Source organism: Clostridium sp. AF34-13, from assembly GCF_003477845.1.
GTDB lineage: Bacteria > Bacillota > Clostridia > Lachnospirales > Lachnospiraceae > Butyribacter > Butyribacter intestini.
In genome coordinates this window covers 42,546-57,871 of the sequence record NZ_QUEB01000004.1, presented here as the reverse complement: position 1 = coordinate 57,871, position 15,326 = coordinate 42,546, and the positions used below count along the sequence as shown (strand labels likewise).

The following is a 15,326-nucleotide window of genomic DNA, read 5'->3' as shown; positions in this document are numbered from 1 at the left end:
GGGTGTTTATGTTTTAATAAATAAACATATATCTGCCTTGAAAAATTATGCAACTACATTAAATCCTGCATCTTTTAATGCCTGTCTGAGGACTTCCTTATGAGCATCCTCCATTTCTGAAAGCGGCATACGAAGTGAGCCTACATTGAAACCAAGCATATTCATTGCTGCCTTTACAGGAATAGGATTTACCTCGCTGAAAAGTGCATGGATGACAGGAAGGAGTTTTATCTGAAGCTCCTGACTTCCCTTTACATCACCTGCCATAAGTTTTGCAACAATATCATGAGTTTCTTTTGGTGCAACATGAGAGAGAACTGAGATAACTCCTTTGCCTCCTAATGCCACGATTGGAACTATCTGGTCGTCATTACCTGAATATACATCGATTCTACCCTCTGATTCATAGATAATATTTGCAACCTGCGAAAGATCTCCTGATGCTTCTTTGACAGCAACAATATTCTCTACTTCCTTAGCAAGTGAAGCTATTGTTTTTGGCTGGATGTTCACACCTGTTCTACCCTGAATATTGTAGAGTATCATAGGAATATCAACACTGCCCGCAATAGCAGTAAAATGCTTTTTAAGACCATTCTGTGTCGCTTTATTATAATAAGGAGATACAACTAATATTCCGTCAGCACCAACTCTCTGTGCCTCTTTGGATAAATAAATCGCCGTGTCAGTGCAATTTGAGCCTGTACCTGCAATAACCGGTATGCGCTTCTTTGTCATCTCAACACATGCTTTTATTGTTTCAATATGTTCCTCGTGTGTCATGGTAGATGCTTCGCCTGTTGTTCCACAAACTATTATGGCGTCTGTTCCGTTTTCAATCTGATAATTAACGATGCGCTCCATCTCATCATAGTTTATAGAGCCATCTTCATGCATAGGTGTGATAAGTGCAACACCTGCACCGGTAAAAATAGACATAACTATCTCCTCCTCATCAATTATGTATATAATATTATATTCAAAATAGTTACACTTGTTGTGTACTTTTTAAATCAAATTTATTTCATGAAATTTATTTCATGTCATCTTTCTCAAGATCAAGTTTTGATATGATATTAACATACCCTCTAAGTTCCTCAGGCAGATTTCTTCCTGTAAGCACAAGTCTTGTATAATCATCACGGAGTTCTATCAGCTTTATTATATCCGAAACTTCTATAAGACCAATATCTAAAAGTCCTAAAACTTCATCGAGCACTAATACATCGCACTCACCCGTATCAATGACTTTCTTTGCAAAATTAAATCCATTGAGGATATTCTGCTTTTCCTCTTTTTGCTGTGATGGCAAAAGAAGATCATATGATTCCTCAGATTTTTCAAACCTGAACAGCTTTATGTCAGGTTCAAGTCTTTCAAGGAAATTAAACTCCTCTGCATCCTTTCCCTTAAGAAACTGAATGATTATAACTGATTGTCCGAGACTCGCCGCCCTGATGCACTGTCCTACGGCAGCAGAAGTCTTTCCCTTGCCCGGTCCGTAAAAAACCTGAACTATTCTTTTTCCCATTTTTCCCTCATTTCTTTCCGGATTCTTAATTTAATAATAAGAATGGCCAGATAACGACTTTACAAAATACCATCGTCAACTCTAGCCATTCTATCACATTTATTTTAAAAAATCTACCTTATTTTTTTAATTCCTTAGTCAGTAATGTATGTTATTATGTTTATTATGATTATACCTCTCTATCCTTAACCTCATTTTTCTTAGTTTCGTCAGAAACTTTTAAGCTGAACCTGTCACAGGGTTCATTGATAAATTTTCTTATAAATAAGATTGTCATTCCTCTGAGAGATACTCAAGTTTACTTACTGACACCTCATATGCAACCCTCTTTTCATAAACTTCCTCATCAATCTTTTTCTGATATTCCCTGCTTTGAATCCTGCCCCAGAGCTGAACATGTGCACCAACTTCAAACTGGTCTGCATATCTTGCATTTCTTCCCCAGCAGATACATGGAATATAATCTGATTTGCCATACGGTCTGTTTACTGCAAGCAATACATCTGCTATCTCTCTGCCAAGAGGTGTTTTTCTATATACCGGTTTCTTACATACATATCCGTCAAGGAATATGTGGTTAGGATTCTGTTCGCCCTCCGGAATTTCAACAAATGATACCTCTCTTGCAAAAACTGATAAAACAAGTCTGTTCTTAGTCTCCTCATGTCTGTTATAAGATCTGAACTGACCGCTTGCCTGTAAGATACATCCCTTATAATCGCCCTTAACATCCATAAGTCTGTCTGATACCATAACCGGAATAATATCACATGAATCGCTGAGTCTGCTTACCGCTATGTTCACTAAGAAAAAATTCTCACCATAGATTTCATGGCTGAAAGTAAAATCACTTACAACTTCTCCTGCAATAGTCACCTGGTTATTCGTAAACACTTTATCCAACATATTTTCTTTTCCTCCATTATTTTGCAGGTGTGTTATGACCCGCTTGTATTTTGTTTTAATAAATTATATGACATTTTATCTTTTTTAGAACAGTAAATTCCCCCTATCTCCCTATTTAAGTATATCATTTTTCGACATCTCTATTATAAAATACATCTTTTTTACAAAAATATCCATATATTTTTGATATTTTAAAAGATAATAACTATTTTACACTATATTATTCTCTTTTTGATTACATTTTTGTTAATTTTTATATCTTGTATATAACGACTTTTTTCGATATAATAAATATCTGTGAACTTTTTTGTATGAAATTTTAATAATGGAGGCAATATAATGAATATTAAACGCGAGGATATAAGAAACATTGCTATCATCGCCCATGTAGACCACGGTAAGACTACATTGGTAGATGAGCTGCTCAAACAGAGTGGTGTTTTCCGTTCTAATCAGGAAGTCGCTGAAAGAGTAATGGATTCAGGTGATATAGAAAGAGAACGCGGTATCACTATCTTATCTAAAAACACTGCTATCACATATAAAGATACTAAGATTAACATTATTGACACACCGGGACATGCTGATTTTGGTGGAGAAGTTGAGCGTGTACTTAAAATGGTAAACGGTGTTGTACTTGTAGTCGATGCCTTTGAAGGTGCTATGCCTCAGACCAAATTCGTTCTGAAAAAGGCTTTAGAACTTAATCTTCCGGTTATTGTCTGCATCAACAAAATAGACCGTCCGGAAGCACGCCCTGCCGAAGTTGTAGATGAGGTGCTTGAATTATTCATCGACCTTGATGCAAGCGAGGAACAGCTTGACTGCCCATTTATCTATGCTTCAGCAAAAGCAGGTATCGCATCTTACAGTATGGATGAAGAAGGAAAAGACATGGTTCCTCTTTTTGAGACTATTCTTGACTACATCCCTGCCCCTGAGGGTGATCCTGATGCCGGAACACAGGTGCTTATCAGCACTATTGACTACAATGAATATGTAGGTCGTATCGGTATCGGTAAAGTGGACAATGGAAAAGTCAGCGTAAACCAGGATGTTGTTATCGTGAATCATCATGATAAAGACAAGATGCAGCGTGTAAAGATAAGCAAACTTTATGAGTTTGACGGACTTAATAAAGTGGAAGTCAAAGAAGCAGGTATCGGTTCTATCGTTGCCATCTCAGGTATTGCAGATATTCATATTGGAGATACCCTCTGCTCTCCTGAAAATCCCGTAGCAATCCCATTCCAGAAGATTTCTGAGCCAACAATAGCAATGCATTTCATAGTAAATGACAGCCCGCTTGCCGGCCAGGAGGGAAAATTTGTCACTTCAAGACATCTTCGTGACAGACTTTTCAGCGAATTAAACCATGATGTAAGTTTAAGAGTTGAAGAAACTGAAAATACTGACAGTTTTAAGGTTTCAGGCCGTGGTGAGCTCCATCTTTCAGTACTCATCGAAAATATGCGCCGTGAGGGTTATGAATTTGCCGTAAGTAAGGCAGAAGTTCTCTATAAGACAGACGAACGCGGCAAAAAGTTAGAGCCTATGGAGCGTGCTTATATTGATGTTCCTGACGATTTCTCAGGAAATGTTATCCAGAAGCTCAGCAACCGTAAGGGTGAACTTCAGGGAATGTCATCTATCGGCGGCGGATTTACAAGACTTGAGTTCCTTATCCCATCACGAGGACTTATCGGTTACCGTGGTGAGTTTATGACAGACACTAAAGGAAATGGTATTCTCAACACAATGTTTGAAGAATACGGTCCATATAAGGGAGATATTGCATATCGAAAGCAGGGCTCTCTTATTGCATTTGAGTCCGGTGAGACTGTTGCTTACGGATTGTTCAGTGCCCAGGAGCGTGGTACTCTCTTTGTAGGACCTGGTGAAAAAGTTTATGCCGGTATGGTTATCGGTCAGAACGGAAAGGCAGAAGACATTGAATTGAATGTATGCAAGACAAAACATCTTACAAATACACGTTCTTCTTCAGCAGATGATGCACTCAAGCTCATTCCTCCAAAGAAGTTAAGTCTTGAGGAAGCACTTGAATTTATTGATACAGATGAATTACTTGAGATTACTCCTGAAAATCTTCGTATCCGTAAGAAAATACTTGATTCAACACTTAGATTCCGTTCTAAGAAAAATGCAAAATAGTAAGTGCATCAAATTTAAAATGAGTACATTTGTACTCGTTATCCCATAAATTTCATATATTTCATAACAAAACAAGCCGGAAATCAAATTTAATGATTTCCGGCTTATTTTCATTAACCTTATTTTATATTGTACTTATTTAGTTCTCTTCATCTGCTCCACTATCATTATCGTCATCACCGGTATCCGTACTCTCCTGTGTCGGCTGCGGTGTCGGCTTGCTTGTTGCCTTAGGCTTGCCTGTTGCACTGACTTTATTTTCTTCATCATTTTTGTTATCAGAAGATTTCTTTTTTATCCGCACTTTAACCTTCGGCTGGCTGATTATTTCACATTCATCTCCCACATCACACTGAAGTCTTATCGAATATGTTCCGTCATCAAGTCCACGGCAGTTTATATATGGATTTACAGTCTTAGTATTAAGTTTTTTAAGTTCTGAAGCAGTTCCCGCAACCATTATATATATATTAGACAAGTCTGATTCCGGTATAGCTTCGTATCCGTCTTCCAGCCCTCCGAATGTTATGTCACTCAATGCAATCTGTATTTTTTTCTTAAACAGTTGTTCTATGACTATCTTGATAGATACTGTTGAATACTCATCAAGCACTGTAACATTTTCAGGCAGATAATCGCTTACCATAATATCCTGTTCGAGTTTTCTTGAATCGCTGTTCATACCTGATATTTCAACCGGAATCAGAATCGCACTTATATTAGAAAGCACTCTTGGGCGTCCTGCTATCTCAACTTCCTTAGGCAGACAGTTCGTCTCGATATAACGATAACCCTCTGCCGGCTTTCCGATTATCTTCACTTTCACAGGAACTTTCTTTATCTCTAATACACTTGCACTGACCTTTACGGTATCATAGCTGAAAGTCAGCGTACTTGATGTAATCTTGTTTCCATCTGAGTCATATGCCGCCGGTGTAAGCCGTTTCGTAAAATCATCAGATACATTGCTTACATTAAGATAAACATTAACTGTTTTTATCTGATTTATTGCTGATTCTCCTCCGGATACTTCTATCATATTTGGCTTTGCAATACACTCGCCTATACTATATCCTTTCTGTGGATTTCCTTCCGTAATAACATTGATCTTAACCTGTTTGCTCGCTCTGTCCTCCAGCGATACTTTAAGAACCTGATCACACTCTAAAGTCACCTCTGACGAAACATTCACCATAAGCGATGGTTTTATCGCAACTGCATTTACTGCGGAAAGATCAGAAAGATCCGCCGTAGCTTTTATATCAGATGCCTCTAATTTATCTACAACACTTTTTTTGCCTCGTACTTTGACATTTGCTGTATTGCCGTCGATTACTTCATATACCTTGTTTACCGATTGAAGTGCACTTTCGTTTATTGTCTCTACATTTACACTGAATGTTCTCGTCTTATACGGATCATCAATATTTATGATTATCATCCATATGATCATTGCCAGCAAAACAGAAACAATTTTTATGCCAAGATTTTTCAAATAAATACTCTTTGTTTCTTCTTTCATAATCAACCCCCGATTTAGTTTTGCTTTGATTTCTTTGAATGAAAATTAATTCTGAATCGTTTCTTTGTCTCAGATGTATTACCTTGCAATTCATCTATCTGCTTTCTGAGAAGATCACCATCTACATTTCTTAAAAGCTTTCCGCCTATGGCAACAGAAATCTTACCTGTTTCCTCCGAAACGATTATAGTAAGGCTGTCACTTACCTCACTAATGCCAACTCCTGCTCTGTGTCTTGTACCGAGTTCTTTAGACAACCCAAGATTGTCCGATAAAGGCAGATAACAGGTTGCCGCCACTATCCTGTCACCCCTTATTATAACGGCACCATCATGAAGCGGTGTGTTATGTTCAAATATATTTATAAGGAGCTGGGAACTTATTGCCGAATCCAGATTTATACCTGTTCTTTCATATTCAGAAAGTACAATATCCTTTTCAAGTATTATAAGTGCACCAGTCTTTACATTAGCCATCTCTACCGTGGCACGAATAATCTCATTTATGGACTTGTCCGAAAATCTTTTGTTCTTGTCTTTCTGCTCGTCAAAAGGAACGATAGAACGAACGATATTTTTCTTTCCAAGTTCTTCAAGTGCTTTTCTGAGTTCAGGCTGAAACACGATAAGCAATGCTGTGATTCCTATGGCAAGTGTTTTATTAAATATCCATAAAATCACACTCATATCCAAAAGATATGCAATGATATAGCATAAAAATAATATCAATATACCTTTTACAAGTGCCCATGCCCTGGTTTTTTTAACCCATAAACTCACATGGTATATAGTAAACGCTATTATCAATATTTCTAAAATGTCAGTCAAGCCAACTTTTGGAAAAGATAATACATAAAAATACTCTTTAAGTAATGAAAATACAGCCTCCATTGTTCCTCCATGTCATTTTAATCGCTTTTTATGATATATATTTTATATCTATTTCTCTTTTTTTTCAATATTATTTATATATTCATCATCAAGTGATACCGTAAAATCAAAATTATGGTCAAAATCTTCACCTGCTGAATCATTATGTTCTTCATTTTCTTTATTTGCTTCCGTAATATCCTGAGCATCGTCATGATGTCTTATAAAATTATGAGCATTGTATCTTTTGACATTTTTATCAGCTTTAGTAATATTATTTTTGGGAACTGCCCTCACATAATAATAATACTCATCATCTTCAAACTGTAGATTTTCCACGCCTGCATAATTTAACGAAAGCCTGAAAAGCTGCACCAGCCATACAAATGCAACAGACAATATCATTGTTATAAAAAATCTGAAAACATTAATATTTATATCCATAAAAAAGTTCATAAACAAAAGCAATATTGTATTTAAAAAACCTCCGCTTATGATTGCTATTTCAAAAGAATAGTCTATTTTTGAATTTCTAATAAAATAAACAAATATTGTAACTATTGAAAAAACAATTAGTGTTATATAAAGTTCTTTATCATTAAATGTCTGTTTCAGCACAAGGTGGTAAAGATTGATGCTGTCTTCGGTGGAGGTACTTACAACTGATATAACATTCTGTAAATAATGATAGACTATCACACCTATCGACTCAGGGATTATTGCTATCGGATCTGCAGTAATACCAAGCAGTATCGGAAGTATGTATGGTGTCCCAAATGAAGAAAGTACCGGCATTGACAAAATAACATATCCGTCCTTTGGTATAAATCTTACATACACAAAATACAGGATTGCAAAAAATATAGCTGTGACAAATGCAAGATAATGTGAAACATATAGTATATGCAATGTTATAAAAACTGCTTCAAAAAACAACAATATCTGTACAGGAAACACCACTGAAACAGCTGCAAAAACGAGTTCCGTGTATGTATGGTCAAGATACGGATTAAATCCAATTACACGGTTTGTCGCAAAAAATGTAATAAATGCTGCTAAAAACCGCAATATTACATTTAATACGGCAGCATATTTCTGATAAAATTTTTGAATATAATCCCTAATTTCCAGCAGTATTGACATCCTCTGTCTCCTTCCCGTCCTCAGCATAAATTTTTTTTAATTTTAGTACATTGTCATAATATTCTTCCAATATCCTGTGCTCATTTTCATATTTTTCCAGGTAATGTATCCTTGATATCAGCACGCATAGAAAAAATAACAGTGCATATGAAAACAGCATAACCATTCCAACTGTCAGATAATCAATCACAACAAAATTCAGCAGTATATAATTTATATTATAAAATATTATGAGAAAAAACAACAACAAATATGCTATAGTATAACTCCATAATACAGCAAGTACATGACTGCGGACATAATCCTTTTTAAAGAACTGCATATTTTCCGTAATCTCACTGCCATATTTTTTTTCCTCTCTTGCCATTGCCGTCATTATTCTTACTTTGTCTTCATTTACCATTTTTAATACCTTTCAATTTTATTTTGAATATATTATATCAATATTTTTTCCGGACATCTCACTTTTAATACTTATCAAAAGTACCACAACTATTTAAGGCGTTCTCTTGTCTTTTCCTCAAGCCATATTTTCTCATCCTCACTTAAAAACGGTGATATTTTTTCATATACGGCTTTGTGATACCTGTTTAACCTGCAAACATCACTTTCAGTCATATATCTTACATCAATAGCATCCCAGTCAAACGGGACAAATGTAAGATTTTCAAATCTCATAAACTGTCCATAAGGTGTTTTCTTATCTTTAAGGCACAAAATAAGATTTTCATGACGGATTCCAAATCTTCCCTCCTGGTAAAAGCCGGGCTCATTTGAAGTTATCATACCCTCTTCAAATACTGCATATGGCAGTTTTTTATTTCTCATCTGCCAGCTTATTCCGTTTGGTCCCTCATGAACATTTAAAATATATCCGACACCATGTCCTGTTCCATGATTAAAATCCATTCCATGCTGCCACAAAGGCTCTCTCGCTATGGCATCAAGCTGTGTTCCCGTCATTCCATATGGAAATCTTGCTGCTGCCAATCTCAAATGAGCAGTCAACACAACAGTATAAGCTTTCTTTTCTTCCTCTGTTAGCTTTCCCAGAGGAAATGTCCTCGTTATATCGGTAGTTCCCTCTATGTAATGTCCACCTGTATCCGAGAGTAGAAAACTTCTTGGTTCGAGAACCGCATTTGACTTTTCTGTTGCAGAATAGTGAACAATCGCACCGTGCTCGGCAAATGCCATGATAGGCTTAAAAGAAGCTCCCAGATAACCGTCCTGCTCACACCTAAACTGTTCAAGTTTCTCAGCAGCACTTATCTCAGTAATTTTTTCTTTTCCGACATTTTTTTGCAGCCAGTACATGAATTTTGTAACCGCAGCTCCGTCTTTTATATGGGCTGCTTTCTCATTTTCATATTCGCACTTTGTCTTTACTGCTTTCATTAAAATAATAGGACTTTTTTTATTTAACACGAAAGCATCTGCCGGTATGCACATTTTTGTGCAATAATTTGAGTTAGCATAATCAAGTTGTATTTTACTGTTTTTATCAATTTTTTTCAACTCATCATAAAATATGTCGTAATCTCTTACTTCTACATTGAGTTCTTTAAGATAACTCAAAATTCCATCATCAAAAATCTCATTGGCAGCATATAAGACCGCTCTATCCCTAAATATCATCATATACGAAAGAAATACGGGATTACAAAGCACATCATTTCCTCTAAGATTTAAAAGCCATGCTATCTGATCGAGTGCTGATACAATCAAAGTATCAATACCATTCTCACTCATCTTTGCACGCACATTTATAAACTTTTGAGAGGAATGTAAACCGGTATATTTTTCATCGAGCTTCCAGACCTTTTCTTTAGAAAGCATTGGTCTGTCCTTCCAAAGCTCACCAACAAGATCAATATCATACTTAAATGTTATATTCTTAGAAGACACCTTGTTATATATTTTCTCGGCAAATGCTGTAGTTAATGTTCTGCCATCAAAACCAATCCTGTCACTATCTGAAAGTTTATCATAAAGATATTCCTCAATCGCAGGTACACCCGTCTGAAACATCTTCATAAGCTTTATCGTACTTCCTGAAAGTTCATCCTCCGCCTGCAAAAAATATCTGCCGTCAGTCCACAATGCAGCTTCATCATAAAGTATGACTAAAGTTCCCGCCGAACCTGTAAAACCTGACATATATTCTCTTTCCTTAAAATAATCACCGGCATACTCTGAGCCGTGATAATCTTCCGTGCAAATAATATATGCCTGCACATTATTTGCTTTCATTTTATTTCTAAGATTTTCAAGTTTTTCTACTACGGTTTTCATTTTACAAATTCCTTTCAAGCTTATACCTATTAGGCGTTTGCGAAACTATCATAAAACTTGATTAAATTGTGCAGATATAACAAATAGTGTTAGTCGGCATTTTTGTCGTCGTCAGCACTTAATCAGCGTTTTTTGCTGATTTATGTCCTGCTACGAACGACAACATAGCGAGAGCGTGCCGACGATATTATTTGTTATATCAGTACAATTAACACAACATATAATTAGTTTCGCTTATACCTATTATACCTATATTCACATCTTGAGATGTTTTAATATCATTTTCTTTAACTGTTCCTGTCTAACAGGCTTAAATATCCAGTCGTCCATTCCTGCAGCAATATATTCATTTTCAACTCCCTGAATGGCATTGGCCGTCAATGCGATTATTCTTACATTTTTTCCATCTCCACCGGGAAGTTTTCTTATTCGTTTTGTCGTTTCCACTCCATCCATCTCCGGCATCATATGATCCATAAAGATAATATCATATTTTCTTCCATACTTATACGCTTTTAGTATCGCTTCTCCACTCATAAATGTTTCTATCTTGACTTTAAAATCCTTTAACAATGCGGCTTCTATCCTGAGATTTACTTTATTATCATCAACAAGTGCAATATGCACATTGCTGAGATCAAATTCGCCATCCGTATTCCTTGTCTCTTTAAAAACAATATCATACATCTGCTCGAAAATACACTCTCTGACTTTAAGTATATCAACCGGTTTAACTAAAACATTCCTTTCTTTATACACCGATTTATCTTTGACATAATCGGCTATTGCGATAGTCCTGAACGGAAGCTTCAAAGCATCTATTTTTTTCTTTATATTGTATGAATAAAGCAATATCGTTTTCATGCTATTTGGATTTTTAACTGATATTTTTTCAAGCTGGCTTATCTTATGTACCAGTATTACTGATATTCCAAGCTGTGAAAATATTTTGCTGATATGCCATTTCAGTTCATACTCATCAGTATAAAGATATACTTTATAATCAACAGCCTCACTGACATTAGGCAGCTTTTCAAGTTCGATGTATTTTTGCATAATATTTATTTCAAAACTGCTTCCAAATCCATACTCACTTGAAACTGATATATCACCGTCTAAGAGTTTTGCAAGTCTCTTCGACAGTGCAAGTCCGATGCCTGTTCCCTGTGCTTTTCTGTCTACTCCGTCATCAACCTGACTAAAACTTTTGAATAGTTTTTTCATATCAGCAGGCTTTATTCCGATTCCGGTATCTTTTACCTTAAATGTTATCTTTATGTTTTTTTCGGTAAATGTATTGAAGGATATATCTAATATTATTTTTCCTTTTTCAGTAAACTTAGATGCATTACTGAGGATATTCTTTAATATAGCATATACTTTTTCATAATCTCCATACAGTTTCTTTGGAATATTAGCACCTATATTAACCTCAAAATCAATATCCCTGCCTGCAAGCTGTTCCTCCATATAGTCTTCTGCATTACACAGCAGCGTCACAAATTGGTATTCAGATTCATTTATACCAATTTTTCCCGAATCTATCTTAGAATAATTTAAAAGATCATCAACAATTGAAATAAGTTTTTCGCTGGCAGATCTTATTGTTTTCACCGAATCATCCTGTGTGCTATTAAGGTTATCCTTTTCAAGAAGCTCCGTCATGCCGTAAATCGCATTTAGCGGAGTCCTGAGTTCATGCGATATATTTGCAAGAAATGATGATTTTGCTGCATTTGCAGCTTCGGCAGCTTTTCGTGCCACCTTTTCTTTTTCATTTGCATCACGCATCATTTTAGGATGTACCAGCGTAAGCTGTATGATAAATGCACTTATCGCCATAGCCGCATCAAGTAAAACATATCCTCCTACAAACATCTGTATATACAAAAATGCAATGCAGACGATTAAAAAAAACGATGAAATAAACTGATAGTAAAATCCGAGATGTTTTCCCTTAAACCATATTATAAATGAGGCACTTAAAAGATAAAAAACTGACACTGCCACAACACCAGGCATAAGTATCCCCCTGTGATAGCCATGCTCTGCCGAATATATATATACCCATTTTGTAAAAGGTGAGACCACTAACAAAAGCTGTACTAATACTGCTGGCATAAGCCATATATATTCTTTTTCAGGCATTTTTTTATATTTGCCTGTTATTGTTATGACAAACATACAATAAATTGGTGCAACAAAATGAGTTGCAGCAAAATTTACCCACATAAAGATATAGTTCAACCATACATTTTCTTTAAAATATATGGATACTACCATTCCACTCAAAGCATCTGCAATACTGCTTATAAATCCAAACAAAAGAAATAATCTAAACAGTCTTACCTCAAGATTGCGTGCCTGTGGGATAAAATAATTATATACAAGAAGAATAACTAATACAACGGCAGCCGCTATATCATATTCATATTTAAATGTCATATATATCCTCCAATTCTCAAAACCCAAAAATCACAAAAATTTCTTTTCAAATGTGTCAACAGATAATGGTTTTGAAAAATAAAATCCCTGAAACATCTCACATCCATGTCCGATAATGAGATTTGCTTCTTCCTCTTTCTCAACACCCTCCACCAGCAGACCTTTGCCAATTTTTTCAGTCAATAAAACTGTAGCGTCAAGTACCGCAAGTTTTTTTTCATCATTTATATTATCATTAAAAAGTCTTATATCAAATTTAATATTATCTATAAGGTTGCTGTTTAACATATTTAGTGAAGAATAACCACCTCCAAAATCATCTACTTCTATTTTAAATCCAAATTTTCTTAGTGCAGACAATACATTTAGTTTTGTTTTTGTTTCAGTCATAAGAACATTTTCAGTTATCTCCAGTCTAAGTCTTGACGGATCAACTTCATACTTATTGACTAAACCGGTAAGAATTTTATACACATCAAGATAAAAGAAATCTTTTGCCGAAATATTTATCGACAGATACAGATTTTCTTTTCCCATATCTTTCCATCTTTTTAACTGGATTATCGCCTGTTCCCATACCCAGCCGTCCAGCTGGTATATAAGCCCCTTCTTTTCAAATATACTGATAAAACGCCCTGGCATTATCAAGCCTTTTTTAGGATGTTCCCATCTTACAAGCACTTCTGCTCCATGAATTCTGCCGGATTTTGATACTCTTGGCTGAAGATTAATCTTAAACTGTCTTTCATTAAGAGCAGTATCAAAATCCTTTATGAGCTCCTTCTCAAAACTTATCTCGTCCATCATATCATTATCAAAATATGCAACATTACATTCACTATTTTCCTCGACATTTTCAATAGCAATATAAGCCTTATCACACATTTCAGAAACCGGCTCATCAACATCATTCACCTCATATATTCCTATATTTATGCATACTCCAAACAGCTTGTTATGATAATGTCTGCTAATCTTTGCATTTTTCTGCACGAAACTATCTATATCAAACAGTTCTTTAGGAACACACATTGCAAACTTATCCCCTATAAGCCTGCCGTAGACATATTCTGTTCCCGCTTTTTCTTTTAATATTTCAGCCTGCTGTTTTAATACTTCATCTCCCATCTCAATTCCAAAAAGATCATTTATCATCTGTATATTATTTATTTTGGTACAAATGATAAGACGCCTTATGTCAGGATTCATATGTATCACTTCATTTACTCTGTCATAAAACTTCTCACGCGTATATATACCTGTTAGGTTGTCATGAGTAGCCCTGTAAACTGCACTTTTGTACTTTTCAATCTCATTTGTTCTGTCACTCATACAGAAGTAGTATCCGATAAGCATATTCTTATCATCATATATTTTTTTAAATTCAGCCTTTATATATATTTCTTCATCTTTATATATATGTCCCTCTGTCCATACAGACGCTTCCTCCCCATCCATATGTCTTCTTTCAAGCCATATAGGCAGATATTTTTCAAAAATTCTTATATCATCCTGCACTTCAAACAGATCTCTTGCAAGTTGATTTGCGTATATACATTTTCCCTGAAAATCAAAGCAGATTATACCACTGTTCATATCATCCACAACAAGAGAAAGTGTTTTTTCAACAAGACCCTCCGGCATAAAATTAAGTGCATAATAACTTATTAAAAACGCTTCAAGAACATATAACGGAATTGAGATATCTACTGCTATTGCGGAATATATGTACATTGCATTTAAAACAATAACAAACGCAAGCGTAAATAAAACAACTCCATATTTTTTTCTGTAAAACTGTGGCACTTCCCTCATTTTTTTTATCAACAATAAAATAACAAATGCTATAAGCAAATATGAAAAGGCTAAATGCAAATAGAATAATGGTTTGAAATTGCATAAATAATTAAAGCCTGTCTTTCCATAACATATCCGACCTATTGAGAATGCCGTCTTAAATTTCACATTTAAAAGCAGATTTATGTCATCAAGCATTGCAATAAAATACATAATCCATTTTATCTTTTTATGCGAATATGTAAAGTCCGTATATATCTTTAAAAATCTCAAAAAGAAAAGCATCAGCCAGTCAATTGAACCACAATATAAAGCAGCAAATAGATAGCCTGCATTTTTATTGTATGCATTTAAGAAAAGTACATAACCACAAACTGTCACAACTGAAGTCTTAAGTAATTTTCCTATTGAGTTTGAAATATCTGTATTTATGTATTTACATCTGTAAATGCATGATAACAATCCGATAAGAATCAGAATCCAGATAATAAATAATACAATTATCATATCTTCCTCCAAATATATTCTCCATAATGATGCCATAACTTGTTACTTTACTGCATATGTATTATATTATAACTCTTTTTGAATGAAAATTGTATTGTTTTTTTTTATAAAAACCAGCGTTTTGCTCCCCAAGAATTGC

The 15,326-nt window shown here is 35.1% G+C and carries 11 protein-coding genes; 1 reads left to right on the top strand and 10 read right to left on the bottom strand.

What is annotated here, in order from left to right; all coding sequences use genetic code 11:
* Positions 1 to 45: 45 nt before the first annotated feature.
* The 3 genes from dapA to DWZ63_RS04665 all read right to left on the bottom strand — a co-directional run bounded on the left by dapA (position 46) and on the right by DWZ63_RS04665 (position 2,437).
* Positions 46 to 939, bottom strand: coding sequence for a 4-hydroxy-tetrahydrodipicolinate synthase (dapA, locus tag DWZ63_RS04675; protein ID WP_022014010.1), 894 nt, complete (start codon positions 937 to 939; stop codon positions 46 to 48).
* 94 nt (positions 940 to 1,033) lie between these two features.
* Positions 1,034 to 1,531 (bottom strand): cob(I)yrinic acid a,c-diamide adenosyltransferase, encoded by a 498-nt coding sequence (locus DWZ63_RS04670; protein ID WP_118498901.1) that lies wholly within the window; start codon positions 1,529 to 1,531, stop codon positions 1,034 to 1,036.
* Positions 1,532 to 1,804: 273 nt separating this feature from the next.
* Positions 1,805 to 2,437, bottom strand: a complete 633-nt coding sequence (locus DWZ63_RS04665; protein ID WP_022014007.1) for a single-stranded DNA-binding protein — start codon at positions 2,435 to 2,437, stop codon at positions 1,805 to 1,807.
* A gap of 339 nt (positions 2,438 to 2,776) precedes the next feature.
* On the opposite strand from DWZ63_RS04665, the gene typA reads away from it, so the two are divergent.
* Entirely contained in the window at positions 2,777 to 4,609 is a 1,833-nt protein-coding gene (typA, locus tag DWZ63_RS04660) for a translational GTPase TypA (RefSeq protein ID WP_022014006.1), read from the top strand.
* Between the two features lie 139 nt (positions 4,610 to 4,748).
* On the opposite strand, the gene DWZ63_RS04655 is transcribed toward typA, so the two are convergent.
* The 7 genes from DWZ63_RS04655 to DWZ63_RS04625 all read right to left on the bottom strand — a co-directional run bounded on the left by DWZ63_RS04655 (position 4,749) and on the right by DWZ63_RS04625 (position 15,187).
* Complete coding sequence (locus DWZ63_RS04655) at positions 4,749 to 6,131, bottom strand: CdaR family protein (RefSeq protein ID WP_118498899.1); 1,383 nt, start codon at positions 6,129 to 6,131, stop codon at positions 4,749 to 4,751.
* 14 nt (positions 6,132 to 6,145) lie between these two features.
* Positions 6,146 to 7,021, bottom strand: a complete 876-nt coding sequence (gene cdaA, locus DWZ63_RS04650) for a diadenylate cyclase CdaA (RefSeq protein WP_022014004.1) — start codon at positions 7,019 to 7,021, stop codon at positions 6,146 to 6,148.
* A 48-nt stretch (positions 7,022 to 7,069) separates the two neighbouring features.
* The gene (locus tag DWZ63_RS04645) at positions 7,070 to 8,143 is read right to left on the bottom strand and encodes a hypothetical protein (RefSeq protein WP_118498897.1); all 1,074 of its coding nucleotides are present in this window, start codon (positions 8,141 to 8,143) and stop codon (positions 7,070 to 7,072) included.
* Positions 8,121 to 8,546 carry a hypothetical protein gene (locus tag DWZ63_RS04640; RefSeq protein WP_055941791.1) on the bottom strand — a complete coding sequence of 142 codons (426 nt, stop codon included), beginning with the start codon at positions 8,544 to 8,546 and terminating at the stop codon, positions 8,121 to 8,123. Before DWZ63_RS04640 ends, DWZ63_RS04645 begins: the two co-directional genes overlap by 23 nt.
* Positions 8,547 to 8,635: 89 nt before the next feature.
* Entirely contained in the window at positions 8,636 to 10,438 is a 1,803-nt protein-coding gene (locus tag DWZ63_RS04635; protein ID WP_118498895.1) for an aminopeptidase P family protein, read from the bottom strand.
* Positions 10,439 to 10,693: 255 nt separating this feature from the next.
* Complete coding sequence (locus DWZ63_RS04630; protein WP_118498893.1) at positions 10,694 to 12,883, bottom strand: response regulator; 2,190 nt, start codon at positions 12,881 to 12,883, stop codon at positions 10,694 to 10,696.
* A gap of 30 nt (positions 12,884 to 12,913) precedes the next feature.
* The gene (locus tag DWZ63_RS04625) at positions 12,914 to 15,187 is read right to left on the bottom strand and encodes a GGDEF domain-containing protein (protein WP_182431443.1); all 2,274 of its coding nucleotides are present in this window, start codon (positions 15,185 to 15,187) and stop codon (positions 12,914 to 12,916) included.
* Positions 15,188 to 15,326: the final 139 nt, after the last annotated feature.